This window comes from Saccharopolyspora galaxeae (assembly GCF_016526145.1).
Classification (GTDB): domain Bacteria; phylum Actinomycetota; class Actinomycetes; order Mycobacteriales; family Pseudonocardiaceae; genus Saccharopolyspora_C; species Saccharopolyspora_C galaxeae.
In genome coordinates this window covers 49122-73870 of record NZ_JADDUE010000008.1, presented here as the reverse complement: position 1 = coordinate 73870, position 24749 = coordinate 49122, and the positions used below count along the sequence as shown (strand labels likewise).

23 protein-coding genes are annotated in these 24749 nt (G+C 70.6%); 9 read left to right on the top strand and 14 right to left on the bottom strand.

Going from position 1 to position 24749, the window contains the following annotated elements:
* The first annotated feature begins 436 nt into the window (after positions 1–436).
* The 4 genes from INP57_RS18920 (at position 437) to INP57_RS18905 (ending at position 3710) form a co-directional block, all read left to right on the top strand.
* Positions 437–646 (top strand): hypothetical protein, encoded by a 210-nt coding sequence (locus tag INP57_RS18920; RefSeq protein WP_200071608.1) that lies wholly within the window; start codon positions 437–439, stop codon positions 644–646.
* A gap of 122 nt (positions 647–768) precedes the next feature.
* Positions 769–1299 (top strand): RICIN domain-containing protein, encoded by a 531-nt coding sequence (locus tag INP57_RS18915; protein ID WP_200071607.1) that lies wholly within the window; start codon positions 769–771, stop codon positions 1297–1299.
* A 174-nt stretch (positions 1300–1473) separates the two neighbouring features.
* Positions 1474–2115 (top strand): TetR/AcrR family transcriptional regulator, encoded by a 642-nt coding sequence (locus INP57_RS18910; RefSeq protein WP_307850164.1) that lies wholly within the window; start codon positions 1474–1476, stop codon positions 2113–2115.
* On the top strand, positions 2112–3710 hold the full coding sequence (locus INP57_RS18905) for an MDR family MFS transporter (RefSeq protein ID WP_200071606.1): 1599 nt from the start codon (positions 2112–2114) through the stop codon (positions 3708–3710). The genes INP57_RS18910 and INP57_RS18905 overlap by 4 nt, the downstream gene beginning before the upstream one ends.
* A gap of 100 nt (positions 3711–3810) precedes the next feature.
* Here INP57_RS18905 and INP57_RS18900 read toward each other — a convergent pair whose 3' ends face one another.
* From INP57_RS18900 to INP57_RS18880, 5 genes are all read right to left on the bottom strand, one after another.
* The gene (locus INP57_RS18900; protein WP_200071605.1) at positions 3811–5064 is read right to left on the bottom strand and encodes an FUSC family protein; all 1254 of its coding nucleotides are present in this window, start codon (positions 5062–5064) and stop codon (positions 3811–3813) included.
* A 97-nt stretch (positions 5065–5161) separates the two neighbouring features.
* Positions 5162–5317: a DUF6131 family protein gene (locus INP57_RS18895; RefSeq protein ID WP_200071604.1), complete on the bottom strand. Its 156-nt coding sequence runs from the start codon at positions 5315–5317 to the stop codon at positions 5162–5164.
* Positions 5318–5564: 247 nt separating this feature from the next.
* The gene (locus INP57_RS18890; protein WP_200071603.1) at positions 5565–6284 is read right to left on the bottom strand and encodes a GolD/DthD family dehydrogenase; all 720 of its coding nucleotides are present in this window, start codon (positions 6282–6284) and stop codon (positions 5565–5567) included.
* Positions 6285–6581: 297 nt separating this feature from the next.
* The gene (locus INP57_RS18885) at positions 6582–7901 is read right to left on the bottom strand and encodes an RbtT/DalT/CsbX family MFS transporter (protein WP_200071602.1); all 1320 of its coding nucleotides are present in this window, start codon (positions 7899–7901) and stop codon (positions 6582–6584) included.
* A gap of 17 nt (positions 7902–7918) precedes the next feature.
* Positions 7919–9010, bottom strand: coding sequence for an alcohol dehydrogenase catalytic domain-containing protein (locus INP57_RS18880; RefSeq protein WP_200071601.1), 1092 nt, complete (start codon positions 9008–9010; stop codon positions 7919–7921).
* Between the two features lie 350 nt (positions 9011–9360).
* Here INP57_RS18880 and INP57_RS18875 point away from each other — a divergent pair, with 350 nt between their 5' ends.
* Entirely contained in the window at positions 9361–10284 is a 924-nt protein-coding gene (locus INP57_RS18875; RefSeq protein ID WP_200071600.1) for a sugar-binding transcriptional regulator, read from the top strand.
* Between the two features lie 88 nt (positions 10285–10372).
* On the opposite strand, the gene INP57_RS18870 is transcribed toward INP57_RS18875, so the two are convergent.
* Positions 10373–11410: a LacI family DNA-binding transcriptional regulator gene (locus INP57_RS18870; protein WP_233627881.1), complete on the bottom strand. Its 1038-nt coding sequence runs from the start codon at positions 11408–11410 to the stop codon at positions 10373–10375.
* Between the two features lie 295 nt (positions 11411–11705).
* Between INP57_RS18870 and INP57_RS18865 the strand changes: the two genes are divergently transcribed.
* On the top strand, positions 11706–12929 hold the full coding sequence (locus INP57_RS18865; protein ID WP_200071599.1) for an MFS transporter: 1224 nt from the start codon (positions 11706–11708) through the stop codon (positions 12927–12929).
* Positions 12930–13168: 239 nt separating this feature from the next.
* Here INP57_RS18865 and INP57_RS18860 read toward each other — a convergent pair whose 3' ends face one another.
* Positions 13169–13777, bottom strand: a complete 609-nt coding sequence (locus tag INP57_RS18860) for a TetR/AcrR family transcriptional regulator (protein ID WP_233627880.1) — start codon at positions 13775–13777, stop codon at positions 13169–13171.
* Positions 13778–13882: 105 nt separating this feature from the next.
* Between INP57_RS18860 and INP57_RS18855 the strand changes: the two genes are divergently transcribed.
* The gene (locus tag INP57_RS18855) at positions 13883–14932 is read left to right on the top strand and encodes an NAD(P)-dependent alcohol dehydrogenase (protein WP_200071597.1); all 1050 of its coding nucleotides are present in this window, start codon (positions 13883–13885) and stop codon (positions 14930–14932) included.
* A 54-nt stretch (positions 14933–14986) separates the two neighbouring features.
* On the opposite strand, the gene INP57_RS18850 is transcribed toward INP57_RS18855, so the two are convergent.
* On the bottom strand, positions 14987–15541 hold the full coding sequence (locus tag INP57_RS18850) for a TetR/AcrR family transcriptional regulator C-terminal domain-containing protein (protein ID WP_200071596.1): 555 nt from the start codon (positions 15539–15541) through the stop codon (positions 14987–14989).
* A 101-nt stretch (positions 15542–15642) separates the two neighbouring features.
* Between INP57_RS18850 and bioB the strand changes: the two genes are divergently transcribed.
* Both bioB and INP57_RS18840 read left to right on the top strand, forming a co-directional pair.
* The gene (gene bioB, locus INP57_RS18845; protein ID WP_200071595.1) at positions 15643–16710 is read left to right on the top strand and encodes a biotin synthase BioB; all 1068 of its coding nucleotides are present in this window, start codon (positions 15643–15645) and stop codon (positions 16708–16710) included.
* Between the two features lie 3 nt (positions 16711–16713).
* Entirely contained in the window at positions 16714–17847 is a 1134-nt protein-coding gene (locus tag INP57_RS18840; RefSeq protein WP_200071594.1) for an 8-amino-7-oxononanoate synthase, read from the top strand.
* Positions 17848–17985: 138 nt separating this feature from the next.
* Here INP57_RS18840 and INP57_RS18835 read toward each other — a convergent pair whose 3' ends face one another.
* From INP57_RS18835 to INP57_RS18810, 6 genes are all read right to left on the bottom strand, one after another.
* A complete protein-coding gene (locus tag INP57_RS18835; protein ID WP_200071593.1) occupies positions 17986–19020 on the bottom strand; it encodes an acyl-CoA dehydrogenase family protein in 1035 nt (344 codons plus the stop codon).
* Positions 19021–19105: 85 nt separating this feature from the next.
* Positions 19106–19960 carry a phosphogluconate dehydrogenase C-terminal domain-containing protein gene (locus INP57_RS18830; RefSeq protein ID WP_200071592.1) on the bottom strand — a complete coding sequence of 285 codons (855 nt, stop codon included), beginning with the start codon at positions 19958–19960 and terminating at the stop codon, positions 19106–19108.
* Complete coding sequence (locus INP57_RS18825) at positions 19957–20757, bottom strand: sugar phosphate isomerase/epimerase family protein (RefSeq protein ID WP_200071591.1); 801 nt, start codon at positions 20755–20757, stop codon at positions 19957–19959. Before INP57_RS18825 ends, INP57_RS18830 begins: the two co-directional genes overlap by 4 nt.
* Positions 20754–21512, bottom strand: coding sequence for a triose-phosphate isomerase family protein (locus INP57_RS18820; RefSeq protein WP_233627878.1), 759 nt, complete (start codon positions 21510–21512; stop codon positions 20754–20756). The genes INP57_RS18825 and INP57_RS18820 overlap by 4 nt, the downstream gene beginning before the upstream one ends.
* 64 nt (positions 21513–21576) lie before the next feature.
* The gene (locus tag INP57_RS18815) at positions 21577–23304 is read right to left on the bottom strand and encodes a dihydroxyacetone kinase family protein (protein ID WP_200071589.1); all 1728 of its coding nucleotides are present in this window, start codon (positions 23302–23304) and stop codon (positions 21577–21579) included.
* The gene (locus INP57_RS18810) at positions 23301–24671 is read right to left on the bottom strand and encodes an MFS transporter (RefSeq protein WP_307850163.1); all 1371 of its coding nucleotides are present in this window, start codon (positions 24669–24671) and stop codon (positions 23301–23303) included. The genes INP57_RS18815 and INP57_RS18810 overlap by 4 nt, the downstream gene beginning before the upstream one ends.
* Positions 24672–24749 lie beyond the last annotated feature (78 nt).

Below are 24749 nucleotides of genomic sequence, written 5' to 3'. Positions count from 1 at the left end.
AACGATCGGCGGTGATCGCCATGGGTCTCCTACGCGCCGCTCCTGGTCGGCGCTCCGGTCGAGCGCCCCAGGTGCAAGTCGTACTAAGTTGCGAGTCCGAACAATAAGCATCGGGCGGGTGGCGGTCAACGGCCGGTGTCCGCGAAGTGCTCCGGCGTTGGTCCGGGCTGCGGGTGGATCCGGAAGCCGCGATCCGCCGCGGAGGGCGCTGCTGTCTAGCTACGTTCGCGTTGCCCGATGTGGTCCGTTGGCCAAGCGCGCGATCCGCTGAACGGCGGTATCCACAATGTCTGTCCACTATGGATCGGCTGAATGGAAAAGCCGCCGCCCGCCCCGGTTTTTCGGCGCTAACACGACGCGGCCGCACCCGCGTACCGCGTCATCGGGAGCCGGTACCGGCTGGAGAGCAGCACATGTCGCGGTGCGATGGGGGACCGTGTGGTCGAATACCGACGAGTTGCTGCACCGCCCGGTGGCGGTCAAAGAGCTGAAGCTCTCGCCGGAGCTTCCCGCGGACGACGCCGCCGAACTCCAGGAAAGGCGCTTCGCGAAGCACGCGCGAGGGCCGTGCTGGCGCAACCCGACGTCTCACCGCCGCCGCGCCGATGAAATCGCCTTCCTGAACTGGTTCCGGTTCCACCGCTGACCGCTCCGGGCGATCACCCGTTGCGGTGCGTCGTCGGGCCGAGGTGGGCCGAGCCGGGTATGACGTTGCGCGGAATCGCCGATCTCGACACCGCAAGCCGGCGATCCGGACGGAGGAAAGTCATGAACCGATCTCATCTCGTCGCCATCGGCGCGCTGGCGGCGCTCGGGTTCGCCGCGGCCGCGCCCGCGTTCGCCCAGGGTGAAGCGGCCCCCGGCGACATCGTGCATCGCGGCCAGATCGCGAGCGCGGCCGACGGCACCCGCTGGGTGCTGGACGGCGACACCGGGCCGCAGATCGACAGTGCGCAGCTGAAGAACCGGCCCGAGTACACCAGCCACAAGTGGATCATCTCCGATGCCGGTGGCGACCACGTGAGCATCAAGAACGCGAAGACGAACAAGTGCGCGGCCACCGAGCTCGTCGAGCCGGACTCGGCGGTGCAGGTGCGTCCGTGCGAGCAGCACGACGACTTGCAGAAGTGGAAGGTCGAACCGGGCGACGGCGGAACTCTGGTGATCACGCCGAAGAACGATCCGGCGCTGGCGGTTTCGGTCCGCGAGCTCAGCAAGCCCGGTGGGCGCAGTCCGCTCGTGCTGAAGGACCGCGCGAGTTCGGAAAAGTCCAGGGAAAGCCTGTTCACCCTGCCCTGATCGAACGCGCCGCCGCAGCCCAGCGGCCGAGAGGGCCTTCGCGACGCACCATCCGCGAAGGCCCTCTTTTTTTGTCCCACGCACCCGAGCGACTGCCGCAGCAGGTCGCGAGCGCGACAGGGCGAACGACCCCGCCGTCTGCACTCAGCAAGCCATAGTGCAAGAATGCACTCCGTGGCTGATGGTGCAAACCCGGGTTTCCAGCGTCGGATGCGCACGGCGCAACGGCTGACCACCGCAGCGCGCCGGCGCACCGCCGAGCAGGGCCTGCCCGGCTTCACCGTCGACGAGATCTGCGACGAGGCGGGCATCTCGCGGCGCACCTTCTTCAACTACTTCGCGTCCAAAGAGGACGCAGTGCTCGGCTTCACGACGCTGTGGGACCAGCACGAACTCGAGGAGCGGTTCGCCGCCGAGGGCGCGGGGAACGCGAGCGGGCTCTCCGAGCGGTTGCCGGAGGACTACGCCGCGCTGATCGTCGCGCGCTGGACGGAGATCGGACTCACCCCGGAACACGTGGCCGACCTGGTCGCCGCGATCGACCGGGAGCCCCGGTTGCTGTCCCGGTTGTTCGAGTCGCTGCGCGCCCGCGAGCGGGCCGACGTCGAGCTGGTGCAGCGCCGTGCGGGTCTGCCCGCGGGGGATCTCCGCGCCGAAGTCGTCGTGCAGGTGGTCAGCGCGCTCGGGGGCGCCTGCATGCGGGAGTTCCTCTGCCCCGGGAACTCCGACCCGTTGCGCACGATCATGGAACGTCGGCTGGGGGCCGCGCGGGGGGTCTTCGCGGGGGCGCTCGGCCAATCCGGAGGAATGACATGAGCGAACCCGACTCCGGCCCGAAGCTGCTGCTCACGCAGCGGCGGGTGTGGATCATCTTCAGCGCGCTGATCGCGGGGATGCTGCTGGCCAGCCTGGACCAGACCATCGTGTCGACCGCGATGCCGACCATCGTCGGCGATCTGGGCGGGGTCGAGCACCAGGCGTGGATCACCACCGCTTACCTGCTGGCCACCACGATCGTGATGCCGATCTACGGCAAGTTCGGCGACGTGCTCGGCAGGCGGCGGCTGTTCCTGGTCGCGATCGCGCTGTTCACGCTCGCCTCGATCGGCTGCGCCCTGGCCGGTGACTTGTGGACCTTCGTGACGTTCCGCGCCGCGCAGGGACTCGGGGGCGGCGGGCTGATGATCCTGTCGCAGGCGATCATCGCCGACATCGTCCCGGCCAGCGAACGCGGCAAGTACCTCGGCCCGCTCGGCGGCATCTTCGGGCTCGCGGCCGTCGGCGGTCCGCTGCTCGGCGGCTTCTTCGTCGACCACCTGTCGTGGCACTGGGCGTTCTACATCAACGTCCCGGTCGGCATCATCGCGTTCGCGATCACCTACTTCGCGTTGACGCTGCCCAACAAGCGAGCCACGCAGCCGTTGGACATCCCCGGTGTGGTGCTGCTGGCGGCGGCGACCACGAGCCTGATCTTCTTCACCGACTTCGGCGGCGACGCCGCGCACGGCTGGAGCGCGCCGGAAACCTGGATGTGGGGCGCCGGGCTGGTCGTGGCCGCGGCGCTGTTCGTGTTCGCGGAGTCGCGCGCGACGGACCCGATCATCCCGCTGTCGCTGTTCCGCAACCCGATCTTCATCAACGCCACCGCGATCGGGCTGGTGCTGGGGCTGAGCATGTTCTCCGCGCTCGGTTTCCTGCCGACTTTCCTGCAGATGTCCACCGGAACTTCGGCCGCGGTCTCCGGCATGGCGATGCTGCCGATGATGGGCGGGCTGATGCTCACCTCCATCGTCTCCGGCCGCCGGATCACCAAGACCGGGCGCTACAAGCTGTTCCCGATCCTCGGCACGATCGTCACCGGCATCGGCATGGTCGCCATGACGAGCCTGTCCGCCGAGACGCCGGTGTGGTTGCTGTGCGCGTTCCTGTTCGTGTTCGGCGCGGGCCTCGGGCTGATCATGCAGGTCGTCGTGCTGGTGGTGCAGAACTCGGTGAGCCCGTCCGTGATCGGCACCGCGACCAGCACGAACAACTACTTCCGCGAGGTCGGCGGGGCGCTGGGCACCTCGGTGTTCGGCACCATCTTCTCCACCCGGCTCACGGAGAACCTGAAGGTCATCTTCGCCGGTGCCGGAGCATCGCCGGAACAGGCGCAGAGCGCGGCGGGCTCGGTGGCCCCCAGCGCGCTGGAACAACTGCCCGCGCCGATCAAGGACGCCATCGTCGGCGCCTACGCCGACGCGCTGGCCCCGGTGTTCTGGTACCTGGTCCCGTTCATCGGCGTCGCGTTCCTGCTCGCGCTGCTGCTCAAGCAGATTCCGCTGTCGGAGGTCGCAGGCCTGGTCGCCCGCGGCGAGGCGATCGGCGGCGAGGAAGCCGAAGCCCTCGAAGTGGCCCGGCGCTCTTCCTGACGTGACGTTGCGGGCGCCGTCGACGCTCGTCGTCTCGGATAGTGCGTTGTCGGTGCTGCAGGAGTTCTGCCTCCACGACGCGGTTGTGGTGTAGCCGAGGTCATTCGCTTCGTTCCGCAGCGGAGCCTGCGGTTTGGGGTTCTTCCCGGTCGGGTTCGAGCAGGTGTGACAGGGAATGGCGGGCGTGGATGAACTCTTCGACCAAGCGGTGCGCGTCGGTTTGCAGGGCGCCGTAGATCGGCCATTGCCGCGGGCTGTCGAGCGTTTCGTCCCCGGCCTGTTCGGCGAGCTCGCGGTAAGCGCGTTCGGCCCGGGAAGTGGCGTCGTCGAGTTCGCGCAATTGTGGCGTGTCGTCGGCGCTGTGCAACCGGCCGAGGTTTCGAGCCGCTTCGGCCGCTGCAGCGAGCAGTTCGGCGTAGCCGATGATGAACCGGTGGTGTGCCCGGTCCTGCGGGTGGTCGGTGGCGGCGGCGTTGTGCACGCCGCGCAGGCCGGAGTTCAGTTGCTCACCCGCGCGCTCCAGCGCGTTGAGGATCGTGCGGTGGCCGGCGAAGGAGGTGGAGTCCCGCATGAACAACCTGCGCGGGTTGAACCGCATGGTCTCGGCGGCGTGCTCGACGGTGGCGCGCGCCTGCGCCACCGACTCCGGCAACTGGTCGGCGCGGTGCTGCCACGCCTGCGCCGATTCCCGGTCCGGCACACCGCCGTGCAAGCCCTCCGACACGTCGGTGAGCAGGTCGCACAGCGAGTGGGCCAGTGAACCGATGCCGTGCTCGGCGCTGCGGTAGCGCATCGGCGGCACGATCACGAGGTTGGTGAGCACTCCCAGCGCGCAACCCAGCAGCACCAGCCCGGCGATGCTGGCCAGCTGGAGATAGCTGGCGGAGAGCGCGGGTGACTGGGTGAACGACGAGTAGGCGAACAGCGCGGCCACCCCGACCTGCGGTCCCTGCTGGCCGAGTTTGCGCCAGCGCCCGAAAACCAGCGCGACCAGGATCAGTACCGCGAACGTCCACATCGCGGCACCGAGCGTGGGCGTGAGCACCCCGGCCAGAACCACGCCGGCCACCATCGCCGCGGCGTAGCGGGCGGACTGGTCCACCGACTGCGACACCGTCGCCTGCACCATCAGCAACGCGGTGAACGGGGCGAACGTCGCCGAAGGCGCGTGCAGCAGGTTGTTCGCGATCAGCCAGGCCACGGCTGCCGCGAACACGCTCTTCACGATCGACAACATCGCGTCGCGGTCCCGGCCGGCGTGGCCCAGACCTCGCCGCAGCGTGCCGATGAGGCGTTCGGCGCGTTCCTTCGCCCGGTGGACCGCGGTCCGTCCGGTCGTGTCGCCTCCGGTCATGGCTTCGCGTCGCCCTCGGAACATCGGGGCTCGGTTCGTGCGCACGGCGGGGCGATGCGGGTTCCGGTCCATCCGCACGCCAGTCCACTGTGGCCGGTCAGAACCAGTGGGCGCGGCCGCCGACCTTGGTGCCCATTCGGCCGAGCACGAACAGGACCAGGCCCGCGACGATCAGGATGCCGCCGATCGTGTAGAGGACGGGGACGCTCAGCACCAGGCCGAGGATCAGCAGGATGACACCTAGGGTGATCACGGGGATCTCCTCCAAGCGCAGTGGGGCAAGACCCTCTTCGCCTACCCGGTGATCCGGGATGTCAATCACTGGGTCGGCTGATGCGCGTAGTGCCGATCGCGACTGCGCTCGGTCCGTCGTGGCAGGGCGGCGGAAGCTCGGGTGCCGCGCGGCGGCGGAAGTTCCGGTGCCGCGCGGCGGCGGAAGTCTCGGTGACCGGCGCAGCGAACCCGAGTTATTCCACTGTGGATAGATGTCGGATCGAGCGTCAGCGGATGGTGAATCCGCCGTCCACCCGCAGGTCGGTGCCGTTGACCATGGCGGCCTCTTCGGTGGCGAGGTAGGCGACCGCGGCCGCGATCTCCGCCGGCTCGGCGAACCGGCCCGCCGGGATGTCCTCCCGGTGCGCCTCGCCAGCGGGGTTGTCCCAGGCGGCGCGGCCGAGCTCGGTGAGCACCACGGTCGGCGAAACCGCGTTGACGGTGACGCCGCTGCGCGCCCACTCGAAAGCCAGCGTCCGGGTCATGCCGAGGATTCCGGCCTTCGAGGCGCTGTAGGCGACGTGCTGGTCCAGCGCGACGCTCGCGGCCTGCGAGGCGAGGTTGATGATCCGCCCGGAGCCCTGCTCGACCATGCCGCGCCCGACCGCCTGGCACATCAGGAAACTCCCGGTGAGGTTGATGTCCAGGGTCGCGCGCCAGTCGTCCATGACGATGTCGGCGGCCGGTGCCAGCCGGGCGACACCGGCGGAGTTGACCAGCACGTCGATCCGGCCGTGCCGGTCGAGCACCTCCCGTACGCAGTCCTGCACCGAGTCCGGTTCGGAGACGTCCACCCGGTGCGCCGAAGCGCACGACTCCGGCAGGTCGGCGACGAGGTCGGCGCCCGCGACCGTGGCCCCGCGTTCGGCCAGCACGCGGGTCACCTCGGCGCCGATCCCGGAAGCCGCTCCGGTCACCAGGGCCACTTTCTGCGTGAGTTCAAACATGGCTGAGTCGTCCTTGTACGTGGTTTCCGCCCGGAGGCGGCGAAACACCTGCGTCGCGCACCGGCGGCCTCCGGAGTGAACGGACCGCACGCCCAATCTAGTGGGACGAACAGGCCGTTCACTCGGAGAGAACCGGTTGGACGGGTGGGGTTGGGGTGTTCGGTCTTGCTGAGCGAACGGACCGTTGGTCCCACTGGTTCAGGCGAACAGGCCGTTCACCCGGAAACCCGGGCGCCGGTCGGCACCGGACCAGCCGCTTGCCGGGCGAAGCCGCCGGATCCGGTGCCGGGCGCAAGGTCAGGCAGTCGCCGCGGCGGGCTTGCGCCGCCGGTTCTCGTCCTCCGGCACCTTGAGGAAACCGACCATCACGAAGGCGGCCGCGTAGAGCACCACGAACGCCCAGACCACGCTCACGTTGCCGAGGCCGACAGCCAGCACGACGGCGGGCACGGCCGAACCGAGGAACGCCGAACCACCGGCCGCGGTGGTGTACATGGCCATCGCGGCGCCCTTGTAGTCCGGGGCGAGCGCGGGCATGATCGCGCCCATCGGCACGAACCCGGCCAGCAGCGCGCCGAACAGGCAGCCCGCGGCCGTGGCGGTCCAGAAGCCCCACGACGTTCCGGCGGGCACCCAGTGCGCCACGTACCACCAGGCCAGCAGCCCGACCGCGGAGCCGAACACGCCGAACCACTGCACGGTGCGCCGCCAGCCCCAGCGGTCGCCGATCGCCCCGAACACGGCGTTGACCAGGATGTTGGACGCGTAGACCAGCGTCGTCATGATCAGCCAGCGGGACTGGCCCCAGCCCAGCTCCTCGGCGATCACCGTCGGCAGGATGATGAACATGCCGTACTGCGGCGCGGTGTTGATCAACCGCACCAGGAAGCCCATCAGGATCTTCGGCCGGCGCACGGTCAGCTGCAGCCCGGCGGTGAGCACCGCGGCGGTCGAGTTGCCCGCCGGTGCGATGCGGCTGTCGCCGTGCGGCTCGCGCACCGCGAACTGGCCGAGCAGGAAACCGATCACCACCAGCGCGATGGAGGCCACCATCGCACCGGTCTCACCGGCGGTCCCGCCGCCGAAGGCCGGGATCATGCCCAGCGCGTACAGCGAGCCCAGCGTGGGCAGGCCGCCGGTGAACATGACGTAGAACCAGCCGACCGCCTTGCCGTTGCGCTCCACCGGCGTGACCACGTTGACCCAGACCAGGAACGCGAACGCGAACAGCGGGTAGCCGAAACCGCGCAGGAAGTAGGTGAGGAACACCAGGGGCAGGCTGCCCATGGCGAGGCTGGCGAGGAACAGCAGCTCGAAGACGATCCACACGGCGGCGCCCAGCTGCATCACCCGGCGCGGTCCCCACAGGTCGGCGAGCGCTCCCGACAAGTAGCTGCCGATCAGCGCGGCCAAGCTGTACATCGAGATGATGGTGCCGACGGTGGCGGTGCCGGAGCCCAGCACCTCGCCCATGTGCGGTTCGATGAAGTTCGTCTCGGTGCCGTTGCCGGTCATGAAGATCAGCACGGCGAGGAATCCCCAGCGCAGCGAGTGCGGGATGCCGATCCGGTCGAGGAAGGTCTCGCGGGCTGGACCGGTGGTGGTTGCGGTGTTCATCGTGTTCGTCCCCGTATTCACTTGTTGGGCAGGATCGAGACCTTCACGGACGCGCCCGAGGTGTCCGCGACCAGGTCCAGCGCCTGCTGGAACTCGCCCAGCCCGACCTGGTGGGTGCAGATCTGCTCGACCGGGATCTTGCCCTGCTCCAGCAGCTTGATCGCGGCGGGCCAGCAGTGCGGCCCGAGGTGCGCGCCGAGGACGTTGAGCTCCTTGTCGTCGGAGATGATCGACCAGTCGACCGTCACGTCCGAGCCGAACACCGAGTACTCCACGTACGTCCCGAGCTTGCGCAGCAGGTTCAGCCCCTGGCCGACCGCGGGAGTGGCACCGGTGCCCTCCAGGTAGACATCGGCCCCGTAGCCCTCGGTCAGCTCGGCGACGCGGGCGACCACGTCGTCCTTGGCGGGGTTGAACGTCACGTCGGCACCGCACTGGCGCCCCAGCTCGAGCTTGTCGTCGTCGAGGTCGAGCGCGACCAGGGTCATCGGGTTCTTCTGCCGGGCCCCGGCGATCAGGCCCAGGCCGATGGGGCCGCAGCCCGCGACGACCACCACGTCGCCGAAGCTGATGCTCGCCCGCTCCACCGCGTGCAGCGCGCAGGACAGCGGCTCGGCGTACGCGGCGTGGTGCGGCTTGAGCTCGTGCGAGACCTTGTGCGCGCGTGCGTTGATCGGCACGAGCGTGTACTGCGCCATCGCGCCGTTGTAGTTGCGGAAGCCGAACATGTCGTGCGGCCCGCACATCCAGTACTGGCCGCGGCGGCAGTAGCGGCATTCCTCGCAGGGCACGATCTGCTCGCAGGCGATCCGGTCGCCGAGCTCCACCCCGTGGTGGTCCAGGCCCTTGCGGTCACCGGCCACGACGACCCCGACGAACTCGTGCCCGGGGATGACGCCCTTCTGCGCCCAGGCGGCGCGGTTGTCGTCGCCCCAGAACTTCGCCGCGCCGTGGTAGCACTTCAGATCACTCGCGCAGACGCCGACCGCTTCCACCTCGATCAGCAGCTCGCCGTGATCGGGCGTGGGCACGTCCACCTCTTCGAGCCGGTAGTCCTCCGGGCCGTGCACGACTACCGCCTGCATCCGGCTGGGAATGGATTGCGGCACCTTTGCCTCCATTGCTGGTCAACTGTTGAAAAAACGGCCTGCGCTGCAACAACAGCGGACCGTAGGCTCGCACGACGTCGCAGGCGCCGGGTGCCGAGGCCGCCGGTGCCGAGTCCCGCTGCCGTCCGGTGGAGGGCGGCTCACCCCGGACGTGACCAGCGAGAAGGCTGCTCGGCCCGGCAGCTCGCCGGCCGGGTGTCCCGGCCTGGCCCGGCCAGCAGCCACGCACCGATCTCCCTCACTCGATCAGCCCAACGTCAGGCGAAGTGCGGTAACCTTCCGTTCAATACCGCTCATACGTCAATAGGCGTCGCTCAAATGAGCGGTCACTCGGTAGGACGGGGGAGCACGTGGGACCGGAGCGCCAGATCCTCGCCGCGCTCGTCGCAACGCAGCACTACTTGAACAAGCAGACCAAGTCGCAGATCGCGGAAGATCTGTCGCTGTCCCGGTTCCAGGTGGCGCGGCTGCTGGAGGCGGCGCACTCGGAGGGCATCGTGCGCATCACCGTCGAGCTGCCCTCCGGCGTGGACGCCGACCTGTCCAACCGGCTGCGCAGGCACTTCGGTCTCAAGCGCGCGCTGGCGGTGTCGACTGCCGATGAGCCTGCCACCCGGCGCAAGCAGCTCGGCCAGGCCGCCGCCGACCTGCTCACCGACGTGGTGACCGAGGACGACTGCCTCGGCATCGCGTGGGGCCGCACGCTCAGCGCGATCCCCGGTGCGCTGAGCAAGCTGGCGACCTGCCCGATCGTCCAGCTGACCGGGGTCGCGGGCACGATCTCGGAAAACACGATGGAGCTGGTCCGCCAGATGTGCGCGGTCAACGGCGGGCACGCGAACCCGATCTACGCGCCGCTGGTGGTCGCCGACGCGGCCACGGCGCGCGGGCTGCGCGGGCAGGCCGGGATCTCCCGGGCGCTCGAACTGCACGGGATGGTGACCCGCGCGGTGGTCGGCGTCGGCAGCTGGGACCCGCCGGACTCGCAGCTGCACGATTCGCTGCGGGTGGAGGAGCGGCGCAAGCTCTCCGGCCGGGGAGTGCGGGCCGAGATCTGCGGGACGCTGCTCAACTCGGACGGCGAGGTCGTCGAGGGGCTGGAGGACCGCTGCATCGCCGTGCCGACCGCCCGGCTGCGCGAGATTCCCGAGGTGATCGCCGTCGGCGGCGGCAGTGCGAAGATCAAGGCGGTGCTCGCCGCGATCCGCTCCGGGTTGATCCACGGGCTGGTCACCGACGCCAGGGTCGCGGGCGAGCTGCTGGCGCTCGGTTGAGCGCGCCCGGGCTGATCGGTGAGCGCCCGACCGGCCCCTGAGCGCCCGACCGGCCCCTGAGTCCCCGGCTGACTCCTGAGCGCCCGGATCAGTCCGTTGCGCGGGGTGGGCTCGTGCTGCCGCGCACCGTGAGTTCGGGAGTCAGCACGACGTCGGTGCTCGTGGCGCGTTGCTCGTCGAGGCGTTCGGTGCAGGAGCGGATGGCGAACTCCGCCATCCGCCCGGTGTCCTGGTGCACCGTAGTGAGGTCCACATAGGACAGACCGGCGCTGTGGCTGTCGTCGTAGCCGACCACGGAGATGTCGCCGGGGACGTGGACCCCGGCCCGCAGCAGCGTGGTGATCAAGCCGCCGGCGCACAGGTCGTTGCCCGCCAGGACCGCCGTGGGCAGGTCGAGCCTGCTGAGCAGTTCCCGTGCCGCGTCGGCTCCGGACTCCTCGGTGTAGTCGCCGGGCAGGACCTCGATGTGCGCGTCGAGCCCGTGCTCGCGCATGGCCGCGCGGTAGCCGTCGCGGCGTTGCGCGGCTCCCGGCAGCGTTCCGCCGTCGACGTGCGCGATCTTGCGGTGTCCGAGGCCGATGAGGTGGCCGACGGCCAGCCGAGCGCCTCCGGTGTCATCGGTGCGCACGCTGTCGATCCCGGCGGCGCCGGTGTGCTGGCCGATCTCGACCACGGGAATGCGCTCGGCGATCCGGCCGAGGTGCGCGGGCGCCTCCACGGCCAGCCCGATGAGGATCAGCGCTTCGCAGCGCAGTCCGAGCAGCTCGTCGACGGTGTGGCGCACGTTGCGGCTGGGCAGGATCGCGCTGAGCACGATGCTGTAGTCGAGCCGTGAAGCCGCGGCGTAGAGCGCTTCCACGACGTGCGGGTCCAGCGAATGCCCCAGCGTGAACAGCACGCCGAGCTGGCGGCTGCGTGCGCGGCGCAGCAGCTGGGCGGCGATGTCGGCGTGGAAACCGAGGTCTTCGGCGACGCGCAGGACGTGTTGCCTGGTGCGGGGGTTCGGCCCCGGCTTGTCGCCGAGGACCAGCGAGACGGTCTGGCGCGAGACACCCGCCTCGGCTGCGACATCGGCCATGGTGGGGCGCTTGCCACGGGCGGTGTTCCGGTCCTGCGGACCTGGCATTCCCGTTCCTCCTGGCCGACCCGTCCGACCGGCCGCTGCTGACTTGTCGCTCCGGACGGCCGCGCGGTCACCGGCAGGGTACTCGTCGCCGTTGCCGCGAGTGCTCGCGAGTCACATCACAGGGGCGTGGCTTGAAGGCCGCGCGGATCGACTGGAACCCTGTATTTGGCACGTGCTAAAAGAGCTGCTCCGCGGTCGGTCCCGATCGCCCGAGCGCCAGGGCGGGTGCCGCGTGGTCGGCCCGGTGTCGTGCCGCCGCTTCCCGATCTCATCCCGTCGTGAAAGGTCATGTTCTATGGCTCCGGCGTTGCTCGCGCTCGCCCTGGGCGCGTTCGCCATCGGCACCACCGAATTCGTGATCATGGGGCTGCTGCCGCAAGTGGCGGCAGGGCTGTCCGTCCCGGTCGCCGACGCGGGGAACCTGGTCTCCGCCTACGCGCTCGGCGTCGTGCTCGGCGCACCGCTGCTCACGGCGTTGAGCACCCGGTTGCCGCGCAAGAACGCGCTGGTGCTGTTCCTGGGGATCTTCGCGCTCGGCAACCTCGCCACCGCGTTTGCGCCCGGGTACGGGACCGTGTTCGTCGCACGGATGCTGGCGGGGCTCCCGCACGGCGCCTTCCTCGGCGCGGGAACCCTCGTCGCCGCGCACCTGGTGGGACCGGCGAAGCAGGCGACGGCGGTGGCGCGCGTGCTGCTCGGGCTGACCGTCGCCAACATCGTCGGCGTTCCCGGCGGCACGTTCCTGGGGCAGCTGTTCGGCTGGCGGGCGGCTTTCCTGGTGGTGGCCGCGATCGGCGCGCTGGCCGTGCTCGGAGTGCTGGCGTTCGTGCCGAGCGTGCCGATGCCGCAGGGGATCGGCCTCAAGCGCGAGCTGTCCGCCCTCGGCACGCGCCAGGTGGTGCTCGGCCTGGTCACCGGCGTGTTCGGCTTCGCGGGCGTGTTCGCGGTCTACAGCTACATCTCGCCGATGATGACCGGGCTCGCCGGGCTGCCCGAGTCCGCGGTGCCGGTGGTGCTGGCGCTGTTCGGCGTCGGCATGACCGCGGGCTCGCTCGTGGTGGGGCCGCTGGGCGATCGGGCGCTGCGGCCGACGATCTACGGTGCGCTGGCCACGCTGGCGGTCGTGCTGCTGGTGTTCAGCTTCGCCGTGCACACCGCGTGGTCGGCGGTGCTGATGACGGTGGTGCTGGGCGCGGCCGGGTTCGGCGTGACCGCCCCGCTGCAAGTGCTGATCATGCAGAAGGCGGGCAACGCGCCGACGATGGCCGCCGCCTCGAACCACTCGGCGTTCAACCTCGCCAACGCGGGCGGGGCGTGGCTCGGCGGCGTCGGGATCAGCGCCGGGTTCGGTTACACCTCGCCCGCGATCATCGGCGTGGTGCTCACGCTCGTGGGGCTCGCCTTCGCGCTGACCGCGGGCCGGATGGACCGCGGCGGTGCGTCGGCCGGCCCGCGGCTGGTGGCCAACCGCCAACGCCAGGGGTCCACCGAGGCGATCAGCGCCGCCGAGCGGGACTGACCGGCAGCACTTCGTTTCAGTACGATCTTTGGTCTTGTCTTGTCAGCGGCGGAGCCGCTGAGCAGTGGCCATGCAAGCAACCGGCACCGCGGCGGGTTCTCAGCGGCTTCCTCGCGAGGACAGCGATTTCGCCGCGTATGGGCATACGTCAGAAATCGATCCCGGAGCGAGGAAGGCGCTGAGGTTCCGCTACCGGCACCGCCACGCAGACCTTTCTGGAAAAACTCCTTAGTGACGACCTAAAGACGGCTCGGGTCCCCCGCGAGCCGATGCCCGTAGATCGCGCTGCGGGCTGCGCGGGTGGATTTGCGCACGACCAGTTCCGCGGAGTAGCCGTGCTTGGCGAAGACGCCGTCGAGCCAGAACATGCCGTAGCCGTGCGCCTGGGTGAACAGCTGCTCCATCAGCTCCAGGGCGTCCTGCGGCGTGTCCGAAACCTCCAGGCAGCGCAGCAGGAACTGGTCGGTCAGCCGCCGGGTCTGCTCGTGCAGCTCGGCGTACCGGGGACCGTGCAGGCCGTCGGCGTAGATCAGGTGCATCCCGGCGCGGCGTTCGATCAGGTACTCGGTGTAGGCCCCGGCCGCGGCGGCGAGCGCGTCCGCGGCGTCGGTGTGCTGCTCGGCGGCGTGCTGCACGCGCTCGGTGAGCAGCTGGGCGGTCGTGGTGGCGACGGCGGCCAGCAGGCTCTCGCGTTCCGGGAAGTGCCGGTACGGCGCGCCGGGGCTGACGTTGGCCCGCCGGGCCGCCTCGGCGACCGAGAAACCGGCCACGCCCCGTTCGGCGATCAGCTCCAGCGAACTGCGCACGAGCGCGGCCCGCAGGTCGCCGTGGTGGTACTTGCCGCCCATGCCGTGGATCACGTCCTCCGGTCGGAATAAGTGGCCGTGCCGCTATGTATTGATGTAAGAGGGCTCTCACGCGAGCCCTTCGCAGAGCTGTTCCTTGGAGGGTTCATGAGCACGACCACGCACGCTATCGCCGCGCCGACGCCGGGGGCACCCCTCGCGCCGACGACGATCGCGCGACGTGATCTGCGTCCGGACGACGTATTGATCGACATCGCCTACGCGGGCATCTGCCACAGCGACATCCACCAGGCCAAGGGCGACTGGGGCGAGGGCATCTTCCCGATGGTGCCCGGCCACGAGATCGCCGGCGTGGTCGCCGCGGTCGGCTCGGACGTGACGAAGTACCAGGTCGGCGACCGGGTCGGCGTGGGCTGCATGGTCGACTCCTGCGGCGAGTGCGAGTACTGCCAGCAGGGCACCGAGCAGTTCTGCGTCCAGGGCAACGTGCAGACCTACAACGGCGTCGGCTTCGACGGCGAGAACACCTACGGCGGCTACAGCAAGCAGGTCGTGGTCAAGGACGCCTTCGTCTGCCGGATCCCGGACGGCATCGGGCTCGACGTCGCCGCTCCGCTGCTGTGCGCAGGCATCACCACCTACTCCCCGCTGCGCCAGTGGGGGGCCGCGCCCGGCAAGCGGGTCGCCGTGATCGGTCTCGGCGGGCTCGGGCACGTGGCGGTGAAGCTGGCCGCGGCGATGGGCGCCGAGGTGACGGTGCTCAGCCAGAGCCTCAAGAAGCAGGAGGACGGGCTCAAGCTCGGCGCGCAGGACTACTTCGCCACCGCCGACGAGTCGACCTTCGAGACCCTGCGCGGGCGCTTCGACCTGATCCTGAACACGGTCTCGGCGAACCTCCCGGTCGACTCCTACCTCGGGCTGCTGCGCGTCGGCGGCGCGATGGTCAACGTCGGTGCGCCCGGCGAACCGCTGTCCTACAACGCCTTCTCGCTGCTGGCGGGCAACAAGGTGCTGGCCGGATCGATGATCGGCGGGCTGCCGGAGACCCAGGAGATGCTGGACTTCTGCGCCGAGCACGGCATCGGCGCGGAGATCGAGCTGATCTCCGCCGACCAGGTCAACACCGCCTACGAGCGGGTCGAGAACAGCGACGTCCGCTACCGCTTCGTCATCGACACCGCCACCATCGGCGCGTGATCTCGGGCCCTCGTCGCTCCGGTCGCGCGCCGGAGCGACGAGGGTGACTCCTCGCTAACCGTTCACCCGGGAGCGCAGGCCGTCCAGCACGAGTTCGAGGCCCTGCTCGAAGTCGGACGCCCTGGCGGGTTCCCGGTCGATCGCCCCGGCGCTGGCGGCCTGCAGCGCGGTCTGCTCCTCCGCGGTGTGCCCGAACACGAGGTGCAGCAGGGCGCGAGTGGCGACGTCGACCACGTCCTGCGGAAGGCCACCGTCGCGCAGCGCCGCGCGCAGCTGGCCCGCGGGCTCGCCGGCGCCGAGCCCGAAGGTGTGCGCGGTGAGCACCACTTCGGCGCCGTCCCGGTAGGCGAGCATCGCGTCCCGCAGCTCGCCGCAGAGCTCGACCACGCGCCGGTCCCACTCCTCGGCCCGCCGCGGCCGCTTGCCCCGGGCCACGATCTCGTCGGCGACTGCGGTCAGCAGCGTCTGCTTGTTCGGCACGTGGTGGTACAGCGCGCTCGGTTGCACGCCGAGCTCGGTGGCGAGCCGGCGCATCGTCAGCGATTCCAGGCCGTATTCGTCCAGCACCGCGATCGCGCGGTCCACGACGTCGCTGCGGTGGTAGCGCACCCGAACCCTCCCCGGTTGACCGGTCGATCCCGCCATCCTACCCTGAACACCGTTCAGCTGAACGCTGTTCAGGTTGCTGTCCTCCGACACCGGGAGAAGCGATGCGCGCCACCTTCCAGCAGCTCGCCGATGGCGTCCTCGGCGGAACCCCCGCCACGCCCGAAGATGCGCTCGCGGTGCTGCGTGCCGACGACGCCGAACTGATGTCCGTGGTGGCCGCGGCGGGCCGGCTGCGCCGCGCGCACTTCGGCAACACGGTGAAGGTGAACTACCTGGTCAACCTGAAATCCGGGATGTGCCCGGAGAACTGCAACTACTGCTCGCAGGCGCTCGGCTCGGACGCGCCGATCCTGAAGTACTCGTGGCTGTCCACCGACGAGGCGTTGCAGCAGGCCGGGGCCGGGTTGCAGGGCGGAGCGGGCCGGGTGTGCCTGGTCGCCTCCGGCCGCGGACCGTCCAATCGGGACATCGACAAGGTCGCCGAGATGGTCGGCGCGCTCAAGGGCGAGCACCCCGATGTGGAGGTCTGCGCCTGCCTCGGCTTCCTGAAGGACGAGCAGGCCGAGCGCCTCAAGGAGTCCGGTGTGGACGCCTACAACCACAACATCAACACCGCGGAGAGCAACCACGCGAACATCGTGCAGACGCACACCTACGCCGACCGCGTGGACACCGTTGAGAAGGCGAAGGCAGCGGGCCTCTCGCCGTGCTCCGGTCTGATCGCCGGGCTGGGGGAGACCGACGAGCAGCTGGTCGAGGCGGTGTTCGCGTTGCGGGAGCTGGATTCCGACTCGATCCCGGTCAACTTCCTGATGCCGTTCGACGGGACCCCGTTCGAGAACACCTGGGAGCTCACGCCCGCGCACTGCGTGAAGATCCTGGCGATGGCGCGGTTCGTCTGCCCGGACCGGGAGGTGCGGATCGCGGGCGGCCGCGAGATGCACCTGCGCTCGCTGCAATCGATCGCGCTGCACGTCGCCAACTCGATCTTCCTCGGGGACTACCTCACCTCGGAGGGCCAGGAGGCCAAGGCGGACCTGGAGATGATCCGGGACAACGGTTTCGTCGTGCTCGGATCCGAGGAGGACTTGGCCCAGCGGTCCGCAGCTCCGGTCGATCCGGCGATCCGCCGCCGCGGGGCGGGCACCGCCGTGGTGCCCAACGCCTGACCGATGAACGGCTGGCCGCAATGGTTGGCCGAGCGGCGCAGCGTGCGCGAGGACGCCGGTTTGCAGCGCACGTTGCGGCCGCGGGCGGCCGACGAAGACTTCATCGACCTCGCGGGCAACGACTACCTCGGGTTGAGCCGCCATCCCGAGGTATGCCGGGCGGCCGCGGACGCGGTACTGGAGTGGGGTGCGGGCGCCGGCGCCTCCCGCCTGGTCACCGGTACGACCACGCTGCACGCCGAGCTGGAGCGCGAACTCGCCGAGTTCACCGGACGCGAGGCTGCGCTGGTCTTCTCGACCGGATACCACGCCAACCTCTCCGCGGTGACCGCGCTGGCGGACAAGCAGACGCTGATCGTCTCCGACGCGCACGTGCACGCCTCGCTGATCGACGCGGCGCGGCTGTCCCGGGCGGCGATCGAGGTGGTCCCGCACAACGACGTCGCCGCGGTCCGGGCCGCAGTGGCCGAGGCCGGTGACCGGCGCGCGATCGTGCTGACCGAGTCGGTCTTCTCGGTGCTCGGCGACGCGGCGCCGCTCGCGGACCTGGCCGCGGTCTGCGCCGAGCACGACGCGCTGCTGGTCGTGGATGAGGCGCACGGGCTCGGTGTCGCCGGGCCCGGCGGTCGCGGGCTGGTGCATGCGCAGGGCCTCGCCGGGAATCCGCAGGTGGTGGTGACCGCGACGATGTCCAAGTCGCTCGGCGCGATGGGCGGTGCGGTGCTCGGCTCGGTCGCGCTGATCGATCACGTCACGAACGTCGCCCGCCCGTTCATCTTCGACACCGGCCTGGCACCGGCTCCCGCCGCGGGTGCGCAGGCCGCGCTGCGCGTGCTGCGGGAGCGGCCGGACCTCCCGTCATGGATCCACCGGCGCAGTGGCGAGCTGGCCGAGCGGCTCGGCGTGCGGTCGTCGGCGGGCGCGGTGCTCTCGGTGCCGATGCCGTCGCCGCAGGTCTCGGTCGCCGCGCAGGCAGCGGCGCGCGCTCGCGGAGTCCGGGTGGGCTGCTTCCGGCCGCCGTCGGTGCCGGACGGGATCTCGCGGCTGCGGATCACCACCCATGCCGGGCTGGACGAGCAGGCCTGGTCGGACGCGGTCGAGGTGCTGGCGAGCATCGCCGACGAGCACCGGCGGTAGCCCGTACGTCCACAGTGGACGACTCGGGCGATTCCGCCGTGCCGGGTGTCGGACACCTGCGGCCGTCGCGGTTGTCGGCGACGCGCACCGGACGAACCGCCGTGGGGAACGGTCAGGAAACCCGGCGATGCGTGGAGATCACCCCGAATCGCCCGCCAGCCGCGTCAGGATGCCGTCCTTGATCGCCGGTCGGGACGCCGCGACGAGCGTGAAGGTGGCCTCCCGCACCAGCCGCTGGCCGTGCGCGCCCGCCAGCAGCGCGGAACTGCCCGCGGCGGTGACGACCCCACCTGCCGCGCGCAACGCCAGCTCAGCGGCGTCGGCTCTGGCCGCGGCGATCGTGGAGTCGTCGCCGGAGGCGGTGCTTTCGGCGAAAGCGGCATCGAGCTGCTCGCGCACCGCGTCCCGCTCCGCCTCGAGCCGGTCGGCGGCCACCGGGCGTCCCGCCTCGGCGATCAGCCTGGTGCAGCGGCCCGCCAGCCCGAGCGGCATGGCGCCGTTGAGCCGCGCGCTCGCGGACTGCGCGGCCAGCACGTCGGCCAGCGGGACCTCGTCGAGCACCCGCTCGGTCGGCAGGTGGTAGCCGTCGAAGAACAGCCGCACGGTCGACGATGCCTGCGCTGCCACCAGAGTCAGCGGTTCGACCCGGATGCCGGTGGCGGGAGCGGCGTCGATGAGTCCGTCGACGACCATTTCGCCGTGCCGGGCCGACAGCCGCAGCACGTCCACCAGCCCCCAGCCGGTGACGAACGGCGCTTCGCCGTCGAGCCGGTAGCCGCCGTCGACCGGGGTGGCGTGCAGCCGCGGCGGCTGCGGGATCGCCCCGGCGAACGAGACACCGCCGCGCAACTTCCCGCGCACCGCATCGGCGAGGTGGCGTTCCCGCAGCTCCGAGCGGTCCGTGGTGGCCAGCCCGCGCACCACGCCTTGGTGCTGCGCCCAGGTGAACGCGGTCGCGAAGCAGCCACCGGCGAACGCCTCGAAGATCAGGGAACGCTCGGCGAGGGTGATCTCCGGCCCGCCGTGCTCGGCCGGAGCCGCCAGGCCGTAGAAGCCCTCCGCGGCGAGCAGGTCGAAATGCCTGCGCGGAACGACGCCCTCTGCATCCACTGTGGACGCGTCCGGGAACAGCACGTCGTCGGCCAGGGCTTGCGCCCGCTGCACGGTAACCACGCAGCCGAGGTTAACCCGCCGCGGGCCGCCGTCGAGGCGTTCCGCATCGTGGCGTGGTGCACCGAGCAGGCACGGCTGCCCGCGCTCAGCGCTCGATGCGCTCCAACCGGAGCATCCGGGTGATCACCGCGTCCAGCTCGGCATCGTCGAAGATCTTCTTCCAGTCGTCCTTGACGATGCTCTCCCGGCCGTAGTCCATCGCGATCTTGCAGGCGTCCGAGAACGGGTTGTCGCCCTTGAGCGTGTTGGCCAGCGCGACCTGGGTGTGCCCCAGCAGCATCGCCCGCGCGGCGGGCTCCGGGACGCCGACGGTGTGCACCGTCTCGTGCAGCGCTTCCCGCAACAGGTCGCCGACCATGCAGGCCACCGTCTCCACCAGCGTGGGCTCCAGGTAGGCCAGCTGCTTGACGGTCACCCAGTGCACGTCGAGCACCGGCGCGTACATCGCGCGGATCACCGATTCCGCGACGGCCCGGTGCTGCTCGTCGCCGGACTCGATCGCGGCGACGACATCCTGCGGCGCGGCGATGCCGCCGAAGGTGTCCGCCAGTTCCTCCGGAGTCTTGCGCTGCAGGAACACCGAGGGGTGGCACGGGTGCGCGACCACGTACGCGAGGTCGTCGCGCTCGGCGAGCAGGTTCGCGTACGCCGCGGCCGGATCCAGGGTGACCAGCACCGAGCCGGTCTTGAGCTGCGGAACGACCTGCTCGGAGACCGCGCCGAGCACCGTGTCCGGCACCGCCAGGATCACCACATCGGCGTCCTTGATCGCGACCGCGGTCCCGGTCACCTCCCGGCCCGCGCCGGTGACCCGCTGCTGCCCGGCGGGGGAGTTCTCGCTGTAGTACACGGTGTGCTCGGTGCGCTGCAGGTTGTCCGACACCCGCATCCCCATCTTGCCGCCGGCCCCGATCACGGCGATGGTCAACTGCTCGGTCATGCCCGCTGCCTCCTCAGGTGCTCCAGGTTGTGCGCGGTCCACTCGCGTTCGACCGCGCAGGTCGTGTGCGCATCGCCCTGCCAGGGCAGCCAGTGCTCGATGACCTCGTTGATGCCGCGGTCTTGCGGGCGCACCTGCCGCAGCAGGTGTTCGCGGTCCAGCAGCCCGTCGCCCAGCGGTGCGCCGATCAGCGAGAAGCCCACCCAGCCCGGCGACCGGACGAACTCGAAGTCCTTGACGTGCACGTTCCGCACGTGCGCGGCGGTGCTTTCCACCACCGAGGCCGGGTGTTCCAGCGCGGCGACCACGTTGGCCGGGTCGAGGCAGATGCCCAGGTGCGGATCGCCGACGCGCTCGACGAGCTCGACCAGCGTGCCGGTGGGCACCTGCTCGTAGGTCTCCAGCGCGATCGTCACGCCCGCGGCCGCGTACTCGGGCAATACCTCGCGGAGCCTGCGTTCGGCCTCGTCCAGGTCCGGCTTGTCGTCCGCGGTGTGCATCATCGAGCGCACCAGCCGCGCTCCCAGCAGCTCGGCGAGTTGCAGGAACCGCCGCAGGTGTTCGGGTTGCAGGCCGCGGGTGCCCAGTTCCAGTTCGACGCCGAGCCGGTCGGCGGTCGCGCGCACCGCCCGCAGCTGCTCGCCGGACATCGACTCCAGCGGCGGGTAGTCGCAGATCTGGAACAGCGACACCCCGTGCCGGGCGGTGTCGGCGAGCATGCCGGTCAGCGACAGCGGTTCCGGCGCGTGCTCGGACCACTGCCAGAAGTAGGCGTAGGTGCTCAGCCCGATCGTCATGGTGCGGACACCTCGTCCAGGATCTGCTCGAACGCCCGCGGATCGTGCGCGAAGCGGCCGAGGAACAACCCGTCCACCGAATCGCCCAGCGCGGTCAGCAGCCCCGGCTTGGCGCTGCCGCCGTAGATCACCCGGCTGCCGCTCAGCGCCGGGTCCGCCGCGACACCGGCGCGCAGCGCCGCGCAGACCTCGCCGATGAACTCCGGCGACGCGGGCTCGGCGGCGCCGATCGCCCACTGCGGCTCGTAGGCCACGACGATCGGGCCGAGCACGCCGTCCGAGCGGGCGGCGTGCAGCGCCGAGTCGAGCTGCGCACGGCAGGTCCGGATCGCCCGCGCCGGTTCGCCGCGGTCCTCCTCTCCCAGGCACAGCACCGGAGTCAGCCCGTTGCGCAGCGCGGCCGCGGTCTTGCCGGCGATCACCTGCTCGTCCTCGCCGAAGATCCGGCGCCGCTCTGCGTGGCCGACCTCCGCGTAGCGGCAGCCCATTTCGCGCAGCTCCGCACCGCTGACCTCGCCGGTGTAGGCCCCTTCGTCCTCCCAGAACAGGTCCTGGGCGCCGATGGCCACCGGCGTCTCCTGGCAGCGCTGCACGGCCGGGGCGAGCGCAGGGAACGAAGGCAGCACGAACAGCTCGGCCGCCGACTCGCGGACCGCCGGGTGCCGCCCGGCGATCTCTGCGATCTCGGTGCAATACCGCAGCGTGCGCTGGTGGCCGAAGTACATCTTCAGGCTGGTGCCGATCAGCCGGGTCATCGGTTCTGCTCGCATTCGTCCTCGGCGATTTCCCGCAGTGCGCGGGCTTTTTCGTGCTCGGTGCTCATGCGCCTGCTCCCGCGCTGAGCTCGGCCTGCACCGAGCGCACGATCAGCGCCAGCGACACCGCACCCGGGTCGGGCGTGCCGAGGCTCCGCTCCGCCAGCGGCCGGGCGCGGCCGAGCTGCGGGCGCAGCGAAGCGGTCGCCTCCGCTGCCTGTTGCGCGGCGGTCGCGGCCAGCCCCGAAGCGGTCGTCAGCGACGATCCGGCGGCGAGCGCGCGTTCCAGCTCATCGGCGAACGGCACCAGCGCGTCGACCAACGTCTTGTCGCCGAGCTGCGCCTGCCCGAGGCGGATCACCGCGTCCTTGGCGGCTCGTACACCTGCTGCGATGCTCTGCGCGGAGAGTGCGGAATCGTCGCCGAACTCGGCTCCCAGCGCGCGCAGCGCCGCACCCCACAGCGCTCCTGAAGTCCCGCCAGCCTGATCGGCCCATTCGTCGGCGGCCCGGCCGAGCAGGGTGCCAGCGCCCGCTCCGCCCGCGGCGGCTTCCCGCGCGGCCAGCACCGCGGCTTCCGCGCCGCGCTGCATCCCGATGCCGTGGTCGCCGTCGCCCGCGACCGCGTCGATCCGGCCCAGCTCCGCGGCATTGTCGTCCACAGTGGATTTGACGGTCTCCAGGGCGGCCAGCACCCGCACCGCCGCGGCGCGGGATTCCGCCGAAGCGCGCGGAATCTCTTCGAGCTCCAGCGCGGCCTGCGCGGACTCCGGACCGTCTTCGGCAGCCGGGAGCTTGCGGTAGGCGGGGGAGTCGGCGGGCGCGCGCCAGAACCGCTCCAGCTCGTCGTCCAGCCAGCACAGCGTGAGCGAGGCCCCGGCCATGTCGAAGCTGGTCACCAGCTCGCCGACCTCCGGTTCGACGACCACCAGCCCGGCTTCGGCCAGCAACTCGGCCACCCGCCGGTAGACCACGAACAGCTCTTCGTACTTCACCGACCCGAGTCCGTTGAGCAGCACCGCGACCCGGCTGCCGGCGACCTGCCCGACCCCCTCGGGCACTTCCGCGAGCACCTTCTGCACGAACAGCTCGGCCAGCCCGTCGGCGGTGGGGACTTCCTGCTCGTCGATGCCGGGCTCCCCGTGAATTCCCATGCCCACGGCCATTTTTCCGTCGCCGACGGTGAACAGCGGCTGGTCAGCGCCGGGCAACGTGCACCCGCCGAAGGCCACGCCGAAGGATCGGGTGCGGGCGTTGGCGTGCGCGGCGACCCGGGCGACCTCGTCGAGGCCGTAGCCTTCCTCGGCGGCAGCGGCGGCGGCCTTGAACACCACGAGATCCCCGGCCACGCCACGACGCCGGTCCACATCGGACGGTTCCGCGCTGGAGACGTCGTCGGTGACCACGACCGTGCGGCAGCCGATTCCGTCGCCGATCAGCCGCTGCTCGGCGAGCCCGAAGTGCAGCACGTCGCCCGCGTAATTGCCGTAGCACAGCAGCACTCCGCCGCCGTTGTCCGCCGAGGCGGCCACCGAGTGGACCTGCCTGGCCGACGGCGAGGCGAACAGGTTGCCCATCGCCGCCCCGTGCGCCAGCCCGGGCCCGACCAGGCCGCCGAACGCGGGGTAGTGCCCGGAGCCGCCGCCGATCACCACGGCGACCCGGCCTGGCGGGGTCTGCCCGCGCCGGATCACTCCGCCGGAGACCTGGCGGAGCCGGTGCTGCTGGGCGGTCGCGAAGCCGTTCAGCATTTCCGCGGCGAACGCGCCCGGATCGTTGAACAGTCGTGTCATGGGTTCTCCTGCCGGTGTGACGATCGGTCGGCGGCCGTGCGGGTCTGCTCACCCGTCCGGTCTCCGCGGCCCAGCAATACCATCAGCACTGCCGAAAGCAGCAAGAATCCGCCCACGACGAACATCGGCAGCACGTAGGAGCCGGTCCAGTCGAACAGCGCGCCGGTGACGTAAGGCGCGACGAACCCGGCGAAGTTGCCGACGGTGTTGATCAGCGCGACGCCCGCGGCGGCGGCCATTCCGCCGAGGAACCGGGTCGGCAGCGTCCAGAAGTTCGGCAGCGCGGCGAAGATCGAGCACGCGGTGACCGTGATGACCGCGATGGTCAGCTCCGGCGAGCCCGCGAACAGCGCCAGCGGCACGCTGACCGCGCCGAGCAGCGCCGGTCCCCAGATGTGCCAGGGACGCAGACCGCGCCGGGTCACGTCCCGCGACCACAGGTAGAGCACCACGGCGGCGGGCAGGTAGGGCACCGCGGTGATCAAGCCTTCCTCGAACACGCCGAAGCTGGTGGAGAACCGCTGCTCGAACCGGCCGATGATCGCGGGCAGGAAGAACGCCAGCGTGTAGAGCCCGTAGATGAACCCGAAGTAGAGCATCGACAGCGCCCACACCCGGCCGTTGCGGAACACCGCGCGCACTCCGCCGCGGCCCGCGGGTTTCTCCTGCTGCTCGGCCGAAAGTTCCGAAGTCAGCCAGTCCTTCTCCGCGGCGGTGAGCCATTTCGCCTGCGCGGGGCTGTCGGCCAGGTAGAACCACGCGACCACGCCCAGCACGATCGCCGGGATCGCGACACCGAAGAACATGAACCGCCAGCCCTGCAGGCCGAACACGCCCTGCTGCTGCATCAGGTAACCCGCCAGCGGCGCACCGAGCACCGTGGTCAGCGGCTGCGCCAGGTAGAACAGCGCCAGGATCCGGCTGCGGTAGCGGGCGGGCACCCACAGGCTCAGGAACAGCACCGCGCCCGGGAAGAACCCGGCCTCGGCCACACCGAGCAGAAAACGCAGCACCGCGAGCTGGGTGAAGTCCTGCACCCACGTGAACAGCAGCGCCACCGCGCCCCACGACACCATGATCCGGGCGAGCCAGCGGCGCGCCCCGACCTTCTGCAGGGCGATGTTGCTGGGCACTTCCAGCAGCAGGTAGCCGATGAAGAACACGCCGGAGGCGAAGCCGAACTGGGCCGCGGTCAGGCCGAGGTCGCTGCGCATCCCGTTCGGCGCGGCGAAGCTGATCGCCGTGCGGTCCAGGTAGTTGACGAAGAACATCAGCGCCACGAACGGCACCAGGCGGACCGCGACTTTGCGGATGGCCGCCTTCTCCACGCCCGGGCGGCGTTGCCGCGAGGTGGTCGAGGTGTCCACATTGACTCCTTGCTGCGGTGCGGGAGCGTCCGGTGCTCGGCGGAGCGGCCGGAGCGGTCCGGGCGGCCGTGGTCTGGC